The sequence below is a fragment of the Pseudomonas aestiva genome, assembly GCF_039908605.1.
Lineage (GTDB): Bacteria > Pseudomonadota > Gammaproteobacteria > Pseudomonadales > Pseudomonadaceae > Chryseomonas > Chryseomonas aestiva.
Genome location: NZ_CP150916.1, coordinates 106,473 through 122,689, shown reverse-complemented (window position 1 = coordinate 122,689; position 16,217 = coordinate 106,473). Strand labels below are relative to the sequence as shown.

Annotated in this window: 15 protein-coding genes; 6 read left to right on the top strand and 9 right to left on the bottom strand. The window is 68.5% G+C overall.

Annotated features, from left to right (window positions below; all coding sequences use genetic code 11):
* Positions 1-152: 152 nt before the first annotated feature.
* The 7 genes from AABM56_RS00600 to AABM56_RS00570 all read right to left on the bottom strand — a co-directional run bounded on the left by AABM56_RS00600 (position 153) and on the right by AABM56_RS00570 (position 9,509).
* A complete protein-coding gene (locus AABM56_RS00600) occupies positions 153-926 on the bottom strand; it encodes an electron transfer flavoprotein subunit beta (RefSeq protein ID WP_166655886.1) in 774 nt (257 codons plus the stop codon).
* Positions 927-942: 16 nt separating this feature from the next.
* A complete protein-coding gene (locus tag AABM56_RS00595; RefSeq protein WP_133860322.1) occupies positions 943-2,178 on the bottom strand; it encodes an electron transfer flavoprotein subunit alpha/FixB family protein in 1,236 nt (411 codons plus the stop codon).
* Between the two features lie 175 nt (positions 2,179-2,353).
* A complete protein-coding gene (dgcB, locus tag AABM56_RS00590) occupies positions 2,354-4,345 on the bottom strand; it encodes a dimethylglycine demethylation protein DgcB (protein WP_133860321.1) in 1,992 nt (663 codons plus the stop codon).
* Between the two features lie 183 nt (positions 4,346-4,528).
* A complete protein-coding gene (gene dgcA / locus AABM56_RS00585; RefSeq protein ID WP_187980671.1) occupies positions 4,529-6,589 on the bottom strand; it encodes a dimethylglycine demethylation protein DgcA in 2,061 nt (686 codons plus the stop codon).
* A gap of 105 nt (positions 6,590-6,694) precedes the next feature.
* Complete coding sequence (locus AABM56_RS00580) at positions 6,695-7,225, bottom strand: DUF5943 domain-containing protein (protein ID WP_007160248.1); 531 nt, start codon at positions 7,223-7,225, stop codon at positions 6,695-6,697.
* Between the two features lie 188 nt (positions 7,226-7,413).
* The gene (locus AABM56_RS00575) at positions 7,414-8,391 is read right to left on the bottom strand and encodes a dipeptidase (protein ID WP_133860319.1); all 978 of its coding nucleotides are present in this window, start codon (positions 8,389-8,391) and stop codon (positions 7,414-7,416) included.
* A 131-nt stretch (positions 8,392-8,522) separates the two neighbouring features.
* On the bottom strand, positions 8,523-9,509 hold the full coding sequence (locus AABM56_RS00570; protein ID WP_133860318.1) for a GlxA family transcriptional regulator: 987 nt from the start codon (positions 9,507-9,509) through the stop codon (positions 8,523-8,525).
* A gap of 155 nt (positions 9,510-9,664) precedes the next feature.
* Here AABM56_RS00570 and choX point away from each other — a divergent pair, with 155 nt between their 5' ends.
* The 6 genes from choX (at position 9,665) to AABM56_RS00540 (ending at position 14,436) form a co-directional block, all read left to right on the top strand.
* Positions 9,665-10,600, top strand: a complete 936-nt coding sequence (gene choX / locus AABM56_RS00565; protein WP_133860317.1) for a choline ABC transporter substrate-binding protein — start codon at positions 9,665-9,667, stop codon at positions 10,598-10,600.
* 19 nt (positions 10,601-10,619) lie between these two features.
* On the top strand, positions 10,620-11,507 hold the full coding sequence (locus tag AABM56_RS00560) for a 3-keto-5-aminohexanoate cleavage protein (protein ID WP_133860316.1): 888 nt from the start codon (positions 10,620-10,622) through the stop codon (positions 11,505-11,507).
* Entirely contained in the window at positions 11,504-12,448 is a 945-nt protein-coding gene (locus AABM56_RS00555) for an L-carnitine dehydrogenase (protein ID WP_133860315.1), read from the top strand. Before AABM56_RS00560 ends, AABM56_RS00555 begins: the two co-directional genes overlap by 4 nt.
* An 8-nt stretch (positions 12,449-12,456) precedes the next feature.
* The gene (locus AABM56_RS00550; RefSeq protein WP_133860314.1) at positions 12,457-12,927 is read left to right on the top strand and encodes a thioesterase family protein; all 471 of its coding nucleotides are present in this window, start codon (positions 12,457-12,459) and stop codon (positions 12,925-12,927) included.
* Complete coding sequence (locus tag AABM56_RS00545) at positions 12,924-13,913, top strand: alpha/beta hydrolase (RefSeq protein WP_166655879.1); 990 nt, start codon at positions 12,924-12,926, stop codon at positions 13,911-13,913. Before AABM56_RS00550 ends, AABM56_RS00545 begins: the two co-directional genes overlap by 4 nt.
* A 271-nt stretch (positions 13,914-14,184) precedes the next feature.
* Positions 14,185-14,436, top strand: coding sequence for a hypothetical protein (locus tag AABM56_RS00540; RefSeq protein ID WP_064309107.1), 252 nt, complete (start codon positions 14,185-14,187; stop codon positions 14,434-14,436).
* A 6-nt stretch (positions 14,437-14,442) separates the two neighbouring features.
* Here the strand turns inward: AABM56_RS00540 and AABM56_RS00535 are convergent, their stop codons facing one another.
* The gene (locus AABM56_RS00535; protein WP_133860313.1) at positions 14,443-15,234 is read right to left on the bottom strand and encodes a phosphatase PAP2 family protein; all 792 of its coding nucleotides are present in this window, start codon (positions 15,232-15,234) and stop codon (positions 14,443-14,445) included.
* Between the two features lie 104 nt (positions 15,235-15,338).
* The gene (locus tag AABM56_RS00530) at positions 15,339-16,217 is read right to left on the bottom strand and encodes an alpha/beta fold hydrolase (RefSeq protein ID WP_133860312.1); all 879 of its coding nucleotides are present in this window, start codon (positions 16,215-16,217) and stop codon (positions 15,339-15,341) included.

The window sequence follows — 16,217 nt, the reverse complement described above, 5'->3', positions numbered from 1 at the left end:
CCCTCTCCCTGAGGGAAAGGGGGCGGTTTGGAGCGTGGTTTTGGCACCGCGACCTCGTAGCGTGGAAAACGGCGCCGCCTTTTCCACCTGAGGATGGGGCGCCGAAGGTGCCCTCACCCTTGCCCTCTCCCAGAGGGAGAGGGGATACGGCTTCAGCGCACCACGCCTTCCTCGCGCAATACCTTGAAGATGGCGGCGGCTGCCGCTTCCGGGGTCAGGTCCTTGAGGACCTGGCCGCCATCGCCGGAGGCCTTGGCCGTGGCCGCCTTGAAGCGATCGGCGGCGGTCTTGGCCTTGATCACCTTGAGGCGCTTGGGGCGCGCCTTGGCCGGTTGCAATTCGCCGTTTTCGAACAGACTGTCCTGCACCACCTCGATGGTCTCCACCTGCAGCTCGCCACGCCGGGCCGGGCCGAAGGCGCTTTGCCGCGGCGCCGGAGCGGCGCTGTCGACACTGGCGACAAAGGGCAGCCGTACCCGCAGCCGCCGGCGCTGACCGCGCGGCAGGGCTTGCAGTACGGTCGCCTGGCCGCCTTCCACGGCTTCCACCGCAGCGAGGCCGACCACCAGCGGCCAGCCGAGGGTCTCGGCTAGCAGATAGGGCAGCAGACCCGAACCTTCGCCGGTTTCCGCCTGGCTGCCGGTCAGTACCAGGCCGGCACCGACCTCGCGCAGGGTCTCACCGAGGGCTGGCAGGGCATCGGCACCCGCCGGTTGTTCCAGTACGTGCAGGGCCGGCACGCCCATGCCCAGATAGCCGCGCAGGGCCTCTTCGGCGGGATCACCGGCGTGCAGGACGCGTAGCTTGTCGCCCACCAGGCGCAGGCCGAGTTCGACGGCGCGGGCATCCTGTTCCGCCCGCCGGGCACGCCCGGAACTGGGATGGGCGCCAACGGACACCAGGGCCACGACCTTGACGCCGTCCAGCGACGGCAGCTTCTGCTCAAGCGACATCCTGCAACTCCCCTGCCCGCTGTTGTTCGACCAGCCGCGCCAGGGCGGCCAGGATGGCGTCACCGTTGCCGATCACAGACAGATCGGCACGCTTGACCATGTCGCAACCCGGATTGGTGTTGATGGCGATGACCTTGTCGCAACTGGCGATGCCCTGCAGGTGCTGCACGGCGCCGGAGATGCCCACGGCCAGATAGACCCGGGCGGTGACCCAGGTCCCGGTGGCGCCGACTTGGCGGTTGCGCGGCATATGGCCGTCGTCCACCGCCACCCGCGAGGCGCCCTCGGTGGCGCCCAGCAGCGCGGCGGTGCTGTGGAAGAGATCCCAGTCGCGGATGCCGTTGCCACCGGAGAGGATGAATTCGGCCTCGGCCAGGGGAATCTGCATGGGATCGACAGCGACCGGACCGAGGTCCTCGATGCGTGGCAGGTGGCGAGCGATATTGCCGCTCAGGGTTACCGGCAGGACCTCGTGGCGGGTCTCGCCGACCGGCTCCGCGCATTCCGGCAGGGCCAGGACCAGGCGCGGCAGCGGCTGCTGCAGATCCTGGCGACCTGCCCCGGCACGGCCGATGACCAGGCTGTCCTTGACCTGCCAGACGCGAGTGGCGGGGCGCTCGTGCAGAGCGGCGCCCAGGCGCCGACCCAGCTCACCGCCACCGCTGCGGCTGTCGGGCAGCAGCCAGTGACGCGGCTGCAGTTCGTTGTTCACCGCACGCAGCGCCAGCACCCGCTGTTCGGGGGCATAGCCCTGGAATTGCTCGCCGTCCAGATGCAGCAGGCGATCCACCCCGGCGGTATCGAAGGCCGTTTCCTTGACCTCGCCAAAGACCACGGCCAGCACGGCGCCCTCGGCGCCGGCCAGTTGCCGGGCCAGGCCCAGCAGGTCACGGTCATGGGCGGTCAGGCGACCACTGACCAGATCCGGAACCACGGCGATATAGAAGGCCGGTTCGGCGATCCGGTGCAGCGGCAGCTGTTCTTCCACCGCCTGGGCGGCGCCACGACGACCGCCGCCCTGCTGGGCGCCGCTGCGGTCGATACGCTTGACGCCCTGGGGGCCGACGAAACCGACGGCCGCGGCGTGGGGATTCTTGCGGACCAGGCCATTGGGCCCCATCCAGCGGCTTTCGGCATCGGCGCTGCTGGCGATGCTCGCATGCAGCGGATGCAGACGGTTGCGCGCGATCCACTCGCGGCGCGGGTCGCGACGAATGATGCTCATGCTGGGCGCTCCGTTTGAAAATGGCAGGTGAGGTGCGCGGTGGGCCCCTCACCCCAGCCCTCTCCCCTGAGGGGAGAGGAGGTAAAAGCGGTGAACACCGGGACTTGCCTGGCACACCTGACCATCCCCTCGCCCCACGGGGAGAGGGCTAGGGTGAGGGGGCCCCGACGCCCGCTCACGACAGGGCCTCCGCCACCGGCCGCCGTGCGGCGGCCGGCTTGCTGTCCACCGGCGCCTCGACGATGGCTTCGGCCACCAGCTCGGCGATGTCCTTGATCTCCGGGCGCGGGGCGACCACGCCTTCCAGCATCAGGGTGCACTGGGGGCAGCCCACGGCCACCAGCTCGGCGCCGGTTTCCTGGATGTCGGCCATGCGCATGTCGGGAATCCGCTGCTTGCCGGGGATGTCGGTGATGGGCGCTCCGCCGCCACCGCCGCAGCAGCGCGAACGGAAGCCGGAACGCTCCATCTCCTTGACCGCGATGCCCAGCGCCTTGAGCACCGCGCGCGGCGCCTCGTACTCGCCGTTGTAGCGGCCCAGGTAGCAGGGATCGTGATAGGTGATGGTGGCGCCCTGCTCGGCCAGGGCGTGCTGGCCCAGGTGCAGGGTGCCGCGGCTAAGCAGGGTCTCGATGAAGGTGCTGTGGTGCTGCACCTGGTAATGGCCGCCCAGATCGCCGTATTCGTTCTTGAGCATGTGGAAGCTGTGGGGATCGCAGGAGACGATGGTCTGGAAGCGATACTTGCCCAGGGTCTCGATGTTGCGCCTGGCCAGCTGCTGGAAGGTCGCCTCGTCGCCCAGGCGACGGGCCACGTCACCACTGTCGCGTTCTTCCAGACCGAGCACGGCGAAGTCCACCTTGGCCGCCTTGAGCACCTTGACGAAGGCGCGCAGGGTGCGCTGGTTGCGCATGTCGAAGGCGCCGTCGCCGACCCAGAACAGCACCTCGGCCTGGCCCTTGTCCTGCATCAGCGGCAGGTCCAGGTCGGCGGCCCAGTTCAGGCGGCCACCAGGGGCGAAGCCGCCGGGGTTGTCGGTGGCGATGAGATTTTCCAGCACCTCGGCGCCCTTGTTCGGCGTCTCGCCGCGTTCCAGGGTCAGGTGCCGGCGCATGTCGACGATGGCATCGACGTGCTCGATCATCATCGGGCACTCCTCGACGCAGGCACGGCAGGTAGTGCAGGACCAGAGGGTCTCGGCGTCCACCAGGGCCTTGCCCTGACGGGCAACGATGGGCAGGTGCGGACCGCCGGCGTGCTCGCCGACCGGCTGGCCGGGATAGGGCGAGCCGAAGTAGCGGGCATCGCTGCCGCCCTTGAGGCCGACGACCATGTCCTGGATCAGCTTCTTGGGGTTGAGCGGCTGGCCGGCGGCGAAGGCCGGGCACATGGCCTCGCAACGACCGCACTGGACGCAGGCGTCGAAGCCGAGCAGCTGGTTCCAGGTGAAGTCGGCGGGCTTTTCCACACCCAGCGGCGCCTTGGGATCGTGCAGGTCCAGGGCCTTGAGGCCGCTGGAGCGGGCGGCGCTGGCGTTGTGCGGGGTGCTGAAGCGCTCGGCGCGGCGGTGCCAGGCCAGGTGCAGGGCGCCGGCGAAGGCGTGCTTGATGGGACCGCCCCAGGTCATGCCGAGGAACAGCTCGGACACGCCCCAGGCCACACCGACCGCCAGCACCGCGGCCAGAATCCAGCCCCCGAAGTCCGGCGGCAGGATGCCGGCGACCGGCAGGGTGGCGATGAAGAAGCTCGCGGCAAAGGCCAGCAGGCTCTTGGGCAGGCGCATCCAGGGGCCCTTGGACAGCCGTGCCGGCGGGTTGCGGCGACGCTTGGCGACAAACAGGGCGCCGGTGAACATGCAGGCGGTGGCGGCCAGCAGCGCCCAGCCGAGGATGCGGCTGTGCAGGCCGAAGCCGTGCACTAGGATGGCCAGCAGCGCCGCCAGGACGAAACCGCCCGCGGTGGCCACGTGGGTCTTGGAGATGTACTTGTCGCGGTCGACCACGTGGTGCAGGTCCACCAGGTAGCGCCGCGGCATCTTCAGCAGCCCGCCGAGCCAGTCGACCTCGGCCGGACGCCCTTGCCGCCAGAGGCTGAAGCGGCGCACGGCGCCGATCACGGTGAGGGCCAGGGCGGCGAAGAGCAGGATGGGGAGGATGGTACTGAGCATTGCGGGTCTCCCTACGGGACCTCGGGTGGCAGCGGAACACCCCCTCTCCCTGGGGAGAAAGCCGAGAGGGGGAGCCCACGTTCACGCCAAGGCGTCAGCGAGGCCCCTCACCCCCGCCCTCTCCCTCAGGAAGAGGGGGCTGTCCGTGCCGACCGGACGTTGCGAACCCTCACGGGGCGTGTCTTAGAAGTCCTTGCACAGGCGCAGGGCGTCGTAGATGGCGGCGTGGGTGTTGCGCTGGGCCACGCAGTCGCCGATCCGGTAGAGCAGGTAGCCGTTGCCGGTCTCGCCGAGCGCCGGCTGCGGCTCGATGGCGAACAGCGCCTCGATGTCCATCTGGCCCTTGTTGCGCGAGTCTTCCTTGAGGGCGTAGTAGAGCCCCTCGTCCGGGCGTACGCCGTTTTCGATGACGACCTGGTCGACCACGCGCTCCTCGCGGGCGCCGGTGTATTCGTTCTCCAGTACCGCGATCTTCTTGTCGCCCTCGGCGTAGACCTTTTCCAGCATCAGGTCGCCGGTCATGATCACTTCCTTGGGATAGAGACTGCGGTAGTAGGTCGGGAAGGTGGTCCCGCCGATGGCCACGCCCGGCTTGATGTCGTCGGTGACGATCTCGACCTGGGCGCCCTTGTCGGCCAGGTAGTCGGCCACCGACATGCCGGTGAATTCGCAGATGGTGTCGTACACCAGCACGTTCTTGCCCGGCTCGACCTTGCCCGAGAGGATGTCCCAGCTGCTGACGACCAGGCCGTCGGCGGCGTGCCAGTGGTCGACCTGTTCCAGGAAGGGATGGCCGCCGTTGGCCAGGATGACGATGTCCGGGCGCAGGTCGAGGATGGTCGCCGGATCGGCAGCGGTGCCCAGACGCAGGTCGATGCCCAGGCGCGTCAGCTCCAGCTGGTACCAGCGGGTGATGCCGGCGATCTGGTCGCGCTGCGGCGCGCGGGAGGCCAGGGTGATCTGGCCGCCGAGCTGCTCCTGCTTCTCGAACAGGGTGACGTCATGGCCACGCTCGGCGGAGACGCGCGCGGCCTCCATGCCGGCCGGACCGCCGCCGACGATGACTACCTTGCGCTTGGGCCCGGTGGACTTCTCGATGATGTGCGGCAGGCCCATGTATTCGCGGCTGGTGGCGGCGTTCTGGATGCACAGCACGTCCAGGCCGTTGTACTGGCGGTCGATGCAGTAGTTGGCGCCGACGCACTGACGGATCTGGTCGATCTGGCCCATCTTGATCTTGGTGATCAGGTGCGGATCGGCGATGTGAGCGCGGGTCATGCCGACCATGTCGACGTAGCCGCCCTCCAGGATGCGGGTGGCCTGGTTAGGGTCCTTGATGTTCTGGGCGTGCAGCACCGGCACGTTGACCACTTCCTTGATGCCCGCCGCCAGGTGCAGGAAGGGCTCCGGCGGATAGGTCATGTTGGGGATGACGTTGGCCAGGGTGTTGTGGGTGTCGCAACCCGAGCCGACCACACCGATGAAGTCGAGCATGCCGGTGTCGCTGTAGTACTTGGCGATCTGCTTCATGTCGTCGTGGGACAGACCGTCCGGGTGGAATTCGTCGCCGGTGATGCGCATACCGACGCAGAAGTCGTCACCGACCTCGGCGCGCACGGCCTTGAGAACCTCCATGCCGAATCTCATGCGGTTCTCGAAGCTGCCGCCCCATTCGTCGGTGCGCTTGTTGACCCGCGGCGACCAGAACTGGTCGATCATGTGCTGGTGCACGGCGGACAGCTCGACGCCGTCCAGGCCGCCGGCCTTGGCCCGGCGCGCGGCCTGGGCGAAGTTGCCGATCACCCGCCAGATCTCTTCCGGCTCGATGGTCTTGCAGGTGGCGCGGTGCACGGGCTCGCGGATGCCCGACGGCGACATCAGGGTCGGCCAGTGGCCGCCGTCCCAACGCGAACGGCGCCCCATGTGGGTGATCTGGATCATGATCTTGGCGCCGTGCTTGTGCATGGCGTCGGCCAGATTCTGGAAGTGCGGAATGATGCGGTCGGTGGAGAGGTTGACCGAACTCCACCAGTGCTGCGGGCTGTCGATGGCGACCACCGAGGACCCCCCGCAGATGGCCAGGCCGATGCCGCCCTTGGCCTTCTCTTCGTAATACTTGACGTAGCGCTCGGTAGTCATGCCGCCGTCGGTGGCATAGACCTCGGCATGGGCCGTGGAGAGTACGCGGTTGCGGATGGTGAGCTTGCCGATCTGGATCGGCTGGAACATTGCTTCGAAGGCCATGACCTTCTCCTCGATCGGCTGGTGCGCGGTCTTGAGCCGCGCTCTTGCTCTGGGGTGTCGCTGGGGTGGCGGCGAGCGGGTCGGCAGCCACCCGGGGGCGCGGCGTTACTTCGGCCGGGTGACGAACAGGCCGTCGTCGTGGCCTTCTTCGGAACCGCTGTATTCCTGGACGGTGACGGTGCGGATGGCACTGCCCTTGGCGGCCAGGATCTGGTCGATGGCGCCGGAGAACCAGCCGGTGAACATGTAGTCCACCTTGCGATTGACCTTGCCGTAGACGTAGACGAAGGCGGAATGCTTGAGCTTGACCTCGGCGTAGCCGGTGTCCAGGTCGAGCTTCTGGGTCTCGAACAGGCCCCAGCCGCGCTGCGACAGGCGCTTCATGTAGTGCTCGAACACCGCGGCGCCATGGATGCCATGGCATTCGGCTTCCTTCTCGCACCAGTGCCAGGCGGACTTGTAGCCGGCCTTGTAGAGGATCTCGGCGTACTTGTCGGCGCCCAGGACTTCTTCGATGCCCATGTGGTTGTTGACGAAGAAGTGCCGGGGTACGTACAGCATCGGCAGGGCGTCGGTGGTCCAGACGCCGGTTTCGTCGTCGACCTGGATGGGCATTTCGGGGGCGTGGCTGGCCATGTGTGGAGCTCCGATTCGCTAATACGTATCTAAAAAAAGGTGTGGGTGAATGCCTGTGGAGCCGTAGCGAGCGCGCCGCTGGCAAGGAGCCCCGCAGCGCCAGGTGAGAGCAGTACCGAGGTACGGCGAACCTGGCGCGAGGACGCGACGCCGCTAGCGGTGTGCGCAGTAGGCTCCAGAGGTATTCACTACTCGCCCCAGACTTCGCCGAGGATGCGCATCCAGTTCTCGCCCATGACCTTGCGCACGGTGCGCTCGGGCATGCCGCGCTTGAGCAGGGTCTCGGTCAAGTTGGGGAATTCACCCACGGTGCGGATGCCCAGCGGGTTGACGATCTTGCCGAAGCTGGTCAGGCGACGGGCGTAGCCCTTGTCATGGGTCAGCCACTCGAAGAAGTCATGGCCGTGGCCCTGGGTGAAGTCGGTGCCGATGCCGATGGAGTCTTCGCCCACCAGGTTCATCACGTACTCGATGGCCTCGGCGTAGTCGTCGATGGTCGAGTCGATGCCCTTGGCCAGGAAGGGGGCGAACATGGTCACGCCGACGAAGCCGCCGTGGTCGGCGATGAACTTGAGTTCCGCATCCGACTTGTTGCGCGGATGCTCTTTCAGGCCGGACGGCAGGCAGTGGGAGTAGCAGACCGGCTTCTTGGATTCGAGGATGACTTCCTCACTGGTCTTGGAGCCGACGTGGGAGAGGTCGCACATGATGCCGACGCGGTTCATCTCGGCGACGATCTCGCGGCCGAAGCCGGACAGACCGCCGTCGCGCTCGTAGCAGCCGGTGCCCACCAGGTTCTGGGTGTTGTAGCACATCTGCACGATGCCCACGCCGAGCTGCTTGAAGATCTCGACGTAGCCGATCTGGTCTTCGAAGGCATGGGCGTTCTGGAAGCCGAACAGGATACCGGTCTTGCCCTGGGCCTTGGCCTGGCGGATCTCGGCGGTGGTGCGCACCTGGACCACCAGATCGCTGCACTCGCGGATCAGCTTCTGGCTCGCCGCGATGTTGTTGACCGTCGCCTGGAAGCCCTCCCATACCGAGACGGTGCAGTTGGCGGCGGTCAGGCCACCCTTGCGCATGTCTTCGAAGAGTTCGCGGTTCCACTTGGCGATGATCAGCCCGTCGATGACGATGCTGTCGGCGTGGAGTTCGGTGGCATTCATGACAGGCTCCGGCGTTGGTCTCGCGCCGGAACGGGTGCCGGCGATTCGAGGCCAGCATAGCCCCGGGGTCCTGGCCGACCGGATGCAAAAACGACAGGGGTATCACCAGAAGCGTCAGTGACCGGGTCGGCCTACCCCGGCGGCAGGCCCGCGACCGCCACCGCAAGCTCCGGCGCCGACGACCGGTGCGGCCGGTCTTCCCGCGGACTCAGGCCGAAGCGCTGGCGGTAGCAGCGGGAGAAATAGGACGCGGACTCGAAGCCGCAGGCCAGGGCGACGTCCAGCACGCTGGCCTCGCCCTGCTGCAGCAGCTGGCGCGCCCGGTCCAGGCGCAGCTGCAGATAGAAGGTGGAGGGGGTCGTCTGCAGATGGAGGCGGAACAGCCGCTCCAGCTGGCGGCGGGTCACCTGGATGCCGGCGGCCAGTTCCAGGGTGCCCAGGGGCGTCTCGGTATGGCGCTCCATGCGCTCCACCACCCGGATCAGCTTGCGGTTGGCGATGCCGTAGCGCTGCGCCACCTGCAGCCGCTGGTGCTCGCGCGGCGGGCGGATGCGCCCGAGCACGAATTGCTCGGAGACCTGCACCGCCAGTGCGCTGCCGTGGCTGCGGCCGATCAGCTCCAGCAGCAGGTCGAGACTGGCGGTGCCGCCGGCGCAGGTGATGCGACCGCGGTCGATCTCGAACAGCTCGCCGGTCACTTCCAGTTGCGGCCAGGCTTCGCGAAAGGCCGCCACCGCCTCCCAGTGCAGGGTGATCCGGTGGCCGTCGAGCAGCCCGGCACGGGCCAGCACCAGGGCACCGGTGTCGATGCCGCCCAGGGGATGGCCGTGGCGGGCGACCTGGCGCAGCCAGCTGGCGAGGCCGTCGTCGTAATGGGCCAGGGGCTCGAAACCGGCCACCACGAACAGGGTGGTGCCCGGCTCCAGGGCGTCGAGGCCGCCGTCGACATTGACCGACATGCCGTTGCTGGCGGTCACCGCCGCGCCCTCGCGACCGAGGATGCGCCAGCCATAGCTGCCCGGACGAAAGCGATTGGCTACCCGCAGGGGTTCCAGGGTGGCGATGAAGCCCAGGGCGGAAAAGCCGGGCAACAGGAGAAAGGCAAAGGACTGCGGCATGGGTGGGGCGTCCCTGGTAACGATTGGCTTGTGCAAGCAAGAAGGTCGCCAGGGTGCAAATTCCGGTCGTCGGGCTGCACATGACCGCGGGGCGAGGCGCCTAGGGTAGAAGGCAACCGGCAGTCATCCCCGCCCGCCGCCCCAGGGAGTTCGCCATGCCCAACAAGACCCTCAGCACCACCCTCCTCGCCTGCGGCCTGCTGGCCGCCACCCTCGGCAGCGCCCGCGCCGCCGATCCCGACAGCTGCCAGACGGTGCGGATGGGCATCGTCGGCTGGACCGACGTGGTCGCCACCAGTGCCCTGGCCGAGGTCATGCTCGAAGGCCTCGGCTACGGCGTGAAGCCGACCACCGCCTCCCAGCAGATCATCATGGCGGCCATGGGTGACAAGAATCTGGACGTGTTCCTCGGCTACTGGCAGCCGACCATGCAGCCGGTGGTGCAGCCCTTCGTCGACAAGGGCCAGGTCAAGGTGCTGACCCCGCCGCTGCTGGCCGATGCCCAGTCCACCTTCGCGGTACCCGAGTACGTCTACGAGGGAGGCCTGAAGACCTTTGCCGACATCGCCCGCTTCAAGGACAAGCTCGGCGGCAAGATCTACGGCATCGAGCCGGGCAGCGGCGCCAACCGTGGCACCGCCGAAATGATCAAGACCGACCGCTTCGGCCTCAAGGACTTCCAGCTGGTGGAGTCCAGCGAGGCGGGCATGCTCACCGCCGTGCGCCGCGCCGAGAAGCGCAAGGAATGGATCGTGTTCTTCGGCTGGAAGCCGCACCCGATGAACCTGCAGATCAAGATGCGCTACCTGACCGGCAGCGAAGATGTCTTCGGCCCCAACGAAGGCCAGGCCACGGTCTCGGTGGTCACCACCGCCGACTATCCGCAGCGCTGCGCCAACGTCCAGCGGCTGCTCGGCAATCTGCACATGGACAGTGCCGAGGTCAGTGCCGTGATGGCGCCCATCCTGGAGCGCACCGCGCCCAAGGAAGCCGCCCGCGCCTGGCTCAAGGACCACCCGCAACGCCTCGACGCCTTTCTCCAGGGCGTGACCACCCGTACCGGCCAGCCCGCCGCTGCTCTCAAGCTCTGATCGCCCAAGGACAGACCCTATGAACACCGATGTCATCGTCACCTGCGCCCTGACCGGCGCCGGTGATACCGTAGGCCGCAATCCCCATGTCCCCGTTACCCCGGCGCAGATCGCCGCCGCCGCCCTGGAAGCGGCCCGCGCCGGCGCCACCGTGGTGCACGCCCATGTGCGCGATCCCGCCACCGGCAAGCCGAGTCGCGACGTGGCCCTCTATCGCGAGGTGGTCGAGCGCATCCGCGAGGCGGACGCCGAGATCGTCATCAACCTCACCGCCGGCATGGGCGGCGATCTGGAGATAGGGCCAGGCGAGACGCCCACCGACTTCGGGCCCGGCTCGGACCTGGTCGGCCCCCTCACCCGCCTGCTGCACATCGAGGAATTGCGCCCGGACATCTGCACCCTGGATTGCGGCACCCTCAACTTCGGCGACGGCGACTTCATCTATGTGTCCACCCCCGCGCAACTGCGCGCCGGGGCCAGGCGCATCACCGAATTGGGGGTGAAGGCCGAGCTGGAGATCTTCGACACCGGCCACCTCTGGTTCGCCAAGCAACTGCTCAAGGAGGGGCTGCTGAAGGATCCGCTGTTCCAGCTGTGCCTGGGCATTCCCTGGGGCGCCCCGGCCGATACCACCACCATGAAGGCCATGGTCGACAACCTGCCGTCGGGCGCCTGCTGGGCCGGCTTCGGCATCGGCCGGATGCAGATGCCCATGGCCGCCCAAGCCATGCTGCTGGGCGGCAACGTCCGCGTCGGCCTGGAAGACAATCTCTGGCTGGACCGTGGCGTCCACGCCACCAACGGCAGCCTGGTGGAGCGGGTCATCCAGATCATCGAACGCCTGGGCGGACGCGCCCTGAGCCCCGCCGAAGGGCGCGACCGCATGCAGCTGGGAGGTGCCCGGTGAGCGCCGTCTTCGCCGCCCTCGGCACCGGCGTGATCGGTGCCGGCTGGATCGCCCGCGCCCTGGCCCGCGGCCTTACGGTGCGCGCCTGGGATCCGGCACCCGGCGCCGAGGCCGCCCTGCGCACTCGCCTGGCAAATGCCTGGCCGGCGCTGGAGGCCCAGGGCCTGGCGCCCGCTGCCAGCCTGGAGCGCCTGAGTTTCCATACCGATCTGGACGCCGCGGTGGCCAGCGCCGACGTCATCCAGGAAAGCGCCCCCGAACGCCTGGAGCTCAAGCGCGAACTGCATGCCCAGGTCAGTCGCGCGGCGCGGCCCGACGCCCTGATCTGCTCCAGCACCTCGGGCCTGCTGCCGAGCGACTTCTATGCCGAGGCGCTGCACCCCGAGCGCTGCCTGGTGGGCCATCCGTTCAATCCGGTCTATCTCCTGCCGCTGGTGGAGGTGGTGGGTGGCCGCCAGACCTCGGCGGCCAACCTGGAGCGCGCCGAAGCCTTCTATCGCGAGCTGGGCATGCGACCGCTGCGGGTGCGCAAGGAGGTGCCCGGCTTCATCGCCGATCGCCTGCTCGAAGCGCTCTGGCGCGAAGCCCTGCACCTGGTCAACGACGGCGTCGCCACTACCGGCGAGATCGACGACGCCATCCGCTATGGCGCCGGCCTGCGCTGGTCGTTCATGGGCACCTTCCTGACCTACACCCTGGCCGGCGGCCCGGCGGGCATGCGCCACTTCATGCAGCAATTCGGCCCGGCGCTGAAGCTGCCCTGGACCTACCTGGAAGCCCCGGAGCTGACCGACGGCCTGATCGACGCCGTGGTTGAGGGTACCCAGGCCCAGCAGGGCGATCTGGAACTGGCGGCGCTGGAGCGCTATCGCGACGACTGCCTGCTGGCGGTGCAGGCGGCCATCGCCGACTGCAAGACGCGCCACGGGATTCGGGACTAGGAGCGGCCATGATCATCCATCGCACCACGGTCGCGCCCGAGTGGGTCGACTACAACGGCCACCTGCGCGACGCCTACTACCTGCTGATCTTCAGCCACGCCAGCGACGCCCTGATGGACGCCATAGGCCTGGACGCCGCCGGCCGCGCCGCCAGCGGGCACTCGCTGTTCACCCTGGAGTGCCACCTCAACTTCCTCCATGAAGTGAAGGCGGATGCCCGGCTGGAGGTGCGGGTAAGATTCCTGGCGCTGGACGCCAAGCGGCTGCACCTGCACTTCGGCCTCCATCACCAGGGCCAGGCCGACCTGCTGGCCGCCTCCGAGCAACTGCTGCTGCACGTCCACCTGGACGGCCCCCGTTCCGCGCCCTTCGCGCCACGGGTGCACGACTGGCTGGCGACCCGGCTGGCGGCGCAGCGGGACGAGCCCTGGCCGGAGCATGTCGGGCGGGTCATCGGCCTGCCCCCGCCCCGCCCATGAAGGCGCCCCCGCTGTCGGCGGACATGGCCGCCTTCGTCACGGCCAGCCATTCCTTCGCCACTACCGATTCGGACCTCCAGGCACAGCGCCAGGCCTATGCGCGGCTCTGCGCCGTCCTGGCGCCGGCTGACTACAGGGGCCTGGCGGTCAGCGATCACCGCGCCGGCGCCGTACCGTTGCGGCTGGTGGCGCCGCGGGAGTCCGCCGCTGACCGCCCCGCCCTGCTCTATCTGCACGGCGGCGGCTGGATGCTCGGCGACCTGGATTCCCATGGCTTTCTCGCAGCACGGCTGGCGCGACAACTGGGACTGGCGGTGCTGCTGGTGGACTATCGCCTGGCGCCCGAACACCCCTATCCCGCCGCCCTGGACGATGCCTGCCAGGCCTGGGACTGGTTGCAGCAGCAAGCCTTGACCCTGGGGCTGGACCCGACCCGGCTGGCGGTGGCCGGCGACAGTGCCGGCGGCACTCTCGCTGCCGCCCTGTGCCTGGCGCTGCGGCAGCAGAGGCGTGCCCAGCCGCGGGCCCAGGCATTGATCTATCCCGCGCTGACCGCACGGATGCTGCCCAGCGAACGCCGGCAGGCCCAGGCGCCGCTGCTGAGCGCCGCCGACTGGCGGGCGTGTCTGGATGTCTATCTGCCCCACCCGGCGGAGCGCCGCGAGCCTCTCGCCCTGCCGTTGCAGGCTGGCGATTTCAGCGGGTTGGCGCCGGCCCTGGTCGCCGTGGCCCAGCGCGATCCCCTGGCCGACCACGGCCGCGCCTATGCCGCTGCCCTGCGTGGCGGCGGGACGCCCTGTCGCCTGTGGCAAGGTGCCGGTCTGTTGCACGGCGCCCTGCGCGCGCGGGGCCAGAGGGCCGAGGCCCTGCGCGAGGCCCTGGAGCGCTTTCTCGCTGGCGAATTGGGCACCCTGCCCACCGCTGACCTGGCGAAAGACAAAAAAAAACCTCAACCGCTGGAGACGGAAGAGGTTCAAACGCCCTGATGGGCCTCAGTGTGTAACCGGGGGGGGGTTGCTCGACTCTGGTGGCGAACAACCGGAATATGTCGTTGATAGGCGCCATTCTAACGGCGAACGTCGCCCTTGACCCTGCGGCAGATTGTCCGGGCAGGGCGTCGTAATAAATCTACATTGCCTGGGCAGAGGGCGAGGCGCTTTCCAAAAACGACATCCGGCTATGCGGCGACGCCAGCCCGGCTTGCCGTCTGCGACACCAGTGGGAGAATCCAGGCATTCCACCGGAGAGGGCAGCACCATGATGATCGCCGACTTGATCGACCAGGACGACTTCCGCGACCGCCTGCGTGCGCTGGGTTTCAACGTGACACCCGCGGCGACCGCGGACGAGGCCTGTCGCCAGGCGGTGACGGGCCTCAACCAGGAACGCGCCCAGGTCCTGCGGCAACTGATCCAGGAATTGCTGTCGGGCAGCGCGGCGCTGCTGCCGGCGGTGCGCCAGGCCATCGACCAGCAATTGCTGCCGGCCCTGGCCCCGACGCGTGCCTAGTGAACGCTAGGGTCGCAGCAGACTCAGCCGGCCCAGCAGCGGCAGCCGTCCCAGGCCCCGCAACGGGGGTGTCAGCAGGCGCTCGCCCTGGCGGGCAAAGGCGGCGGCCAGCGGCGTGTGCAGGCCCAGGCTGATCACCCCCAAGGCCAGGGCCAGCCCGCCGATATAGTCATCCGAGCCCCAGTGGGCGCCGGCCACCAGCCGCGGCAGCATGAACAGCACGGCCAGCGCGGCCACTACCAGTCGCCGCCCCCCGCGGGTGAAATGCGCCATGAACAGCGCCCACAGCAGCAGCACCGAGGCGTGGTCGCCGGGAAAGCTGGCGCCGGATCTGTCCTTCAACTCCCAGCCGTGTTCCAGCCCGGGAAAGCGATCGCTGAGCAGATAGGCGCCGGCGAGCACATCGGACGGACTGGAATGCTGCAAACCCCAGGCTTCGATGCCCTTGGTCAGCAGGGTGCGCACGATCAGCAGGATCACCAGTAGACCGACGAAGGCTGCCAGCGCTGGCCGTACCTGCCGGGCCGGATAGGCCCAGCCGCCCCGGACCAGCAGCGCCAGCAGGATCAGGCCGACCAGGGCATCCACCGGTCGCAGGCTGAAGAAGGTCCAGAGATAGAGCCAGGCGCTGGACTGCGCCAGCGGGGCATTGAGGGCGTGGAACAACCCGGCGTCGAAGGCCAGCAACTGACTCCGAACGTCAGGGATCAGCCAGAGCAGCAGCAGGCCCAGGGCCAGCCCCTGGCATAGCGCCAGGCGGCGCCACTGCCAGGTGGAAGGGAAGAGTGGAGCGTTCATCGAGGTCTCTTTTCACGAAAATTTCACGAATAGACCCGCTTGACCTCGATAACGTCACACTTTGTTACAGCCAGATGACGCAACAGTCCTTTGCATCCGCTGACTCAACCCAGGAAGGCCAGGGCCTCGTCTGCGACCAGCTCCGGTAATTCTTCCGCCAGGTAATGGCCACCCGGCAAGGCGCGCCCGCTGACCTGGGTGGCCACCTGGCGCCATTCGGCCAGCGGATCGAAGCAGCGCCCCACGGTGCCTTCGGCGCCCCAGAGCACCCGCAGCGGCAATTCCAGCCGGCGCCCGGCATCCAGGTCGGCCTGGTCATGCGCCAGATCGATCCCGGCGCTGGCGCGGTAGTCCTCGCAGATGCCACGGGCGGTGCCGGGCAGGCTCAGGCAGCGCAGGTATTCGGCCAGCACCTCCGGGGGAAAGGGCGCCAGGCCGGCGCTGCGGGTACCCATCACGCCCTTGAGATAGCCTTCCGGATCGGCTTCGATCAACCGCTCGGGCAACGGCGCCGGGCGGATCAGGAAGAACCAGTGCCAATAGGCCCGGGCGAAGGCCTCGTCGGTCTGCCGATACATGGCCAGGGTCGGCGCGATGTCCAGCAGCATCAGCCGCTCCACCGCCGCGGGATGATCCAGCGCCAGGCGATGGGCGACGCGGGCGCCACGGTCGTGGGCCAGCACGGCGAAGCGCTCGTGACCGAGCCGGCGCATCAGCGCGACGTTGTCCCGCGCCAGGGTGCGCTTGCTGTAGGCCTCGGCACCCGCGTCGGGCTTGGCGCTGTCGCCATAGCCGCGCAGGTCGGCGGCCACCAGGGTAAAGCGCTCGGCCAGCCGCGGCGCCACCTTATGCCACATGACATGGGTCTGGGGATGGCCGTGGAGCAGGAGCAGCGCCGGCCCCTGACCGCCGACGCGGCAATTGAGCTCGACGCCGCCGACGTCCAGCCGCCGCTGTTCGAAGCCCGCAAAGAGGCCGTCCAT

Excerpts from the sequence above, each read along its gene's own strand:
- AABM56_RS00580 (WP_007160248.1), bottom strand. The coding sequence starts at position 7,225 with ATGGCCAGCCACGCCCCCGAAATGCCCATCCAGGTCGACGACGAAACC.
- AABM56_RS00545 (WP_166655879.1), top strand. The coding sequence starts at position 12,924 with ATGAAGGCGCCCCCGCTGTCGGCGGACATGGCCGCCTTCGTCACGGCC.
- dgcA (WP_187980671.1), bottom strand. The coding sequence starts at position 6,589 with ATGGCCTTCGAAGCAATGTTCCAGCCGATCCAGATCGGCAAGCTCACC.
- choX (WP_133860317.1), top strand. The coding sequence starts at position 9,665 with ATGCCCAACAAGACCCTCAGCACCACCCTCCTCGCCTGCGGCCTGCTG.
- AABM56_RS00560 (WP_133860316.1), top strand. The coding sequence starts at position 10,620 with ATGAACACCGATGTCATCGTCACCTGCGCCCTGACCGGCGCCGGTGAT.
- AABM56_RS00540 (WP_064309107.1), top strand. The coding sequence starts at position 14,185 with ATGATGATCGCCGACTTGATCGACCAGGACGACTTCCGCGACCGCCTG.
- AABM56_RS00570 (WP_133860318.1), bottom strand. The coding sequence starts at position 9,509 with ATGCCGCAGTCCTTTGCCTTTCTCCTGTTGCCCGGCTTTTCCGCCCTG.
- AABM56_RS00595 (WP_133860322.1), bottom strand. The coding sequence starts at position 2,178 with ATGAGCATCATTCGTCGCGACCCGCGCCGCGAGTGGATCGCGCGCAAC.
- AABM56_RS00575 (WP_133860319.1), bottom strand. The coding sequence starts at position 8,391 with ATGAATGCCACCGAACTCCACGCCGACAGCATCGTCATCGACGGGCTG.
- AABM56_RS00535 (WP_133860313.1), bottom strand. The coding sequence starts at position 15,234 with ATGAACGCTCCACTCTTCCCTTCCACCTGGCAGTGGCGCCGCCTGGCG.
- AABM56_RS00550 (WP_133860314.1), top strand. The coding sequence starts at position 12,457 with ATGATCATCCATCGCACCACGGTCGCGCCCGAGTGGGTCGACTACAAC.
- dgcB (WP_133860321.1), bottom strand. The coding sequence starts at position 4,345 with ATGCTCAGTACCATCCTCCCCATCCTGCTCTTCGCCGCCCTGGCCCTC.
- AABM56_RS00530 (WP_133860312.1), bottom strand. The coding sequence starts at position 16,217 with ATGGACGGCCTCTTTGCGGGCTTCGAACAGCGGCGGCTGGACGTCGGC.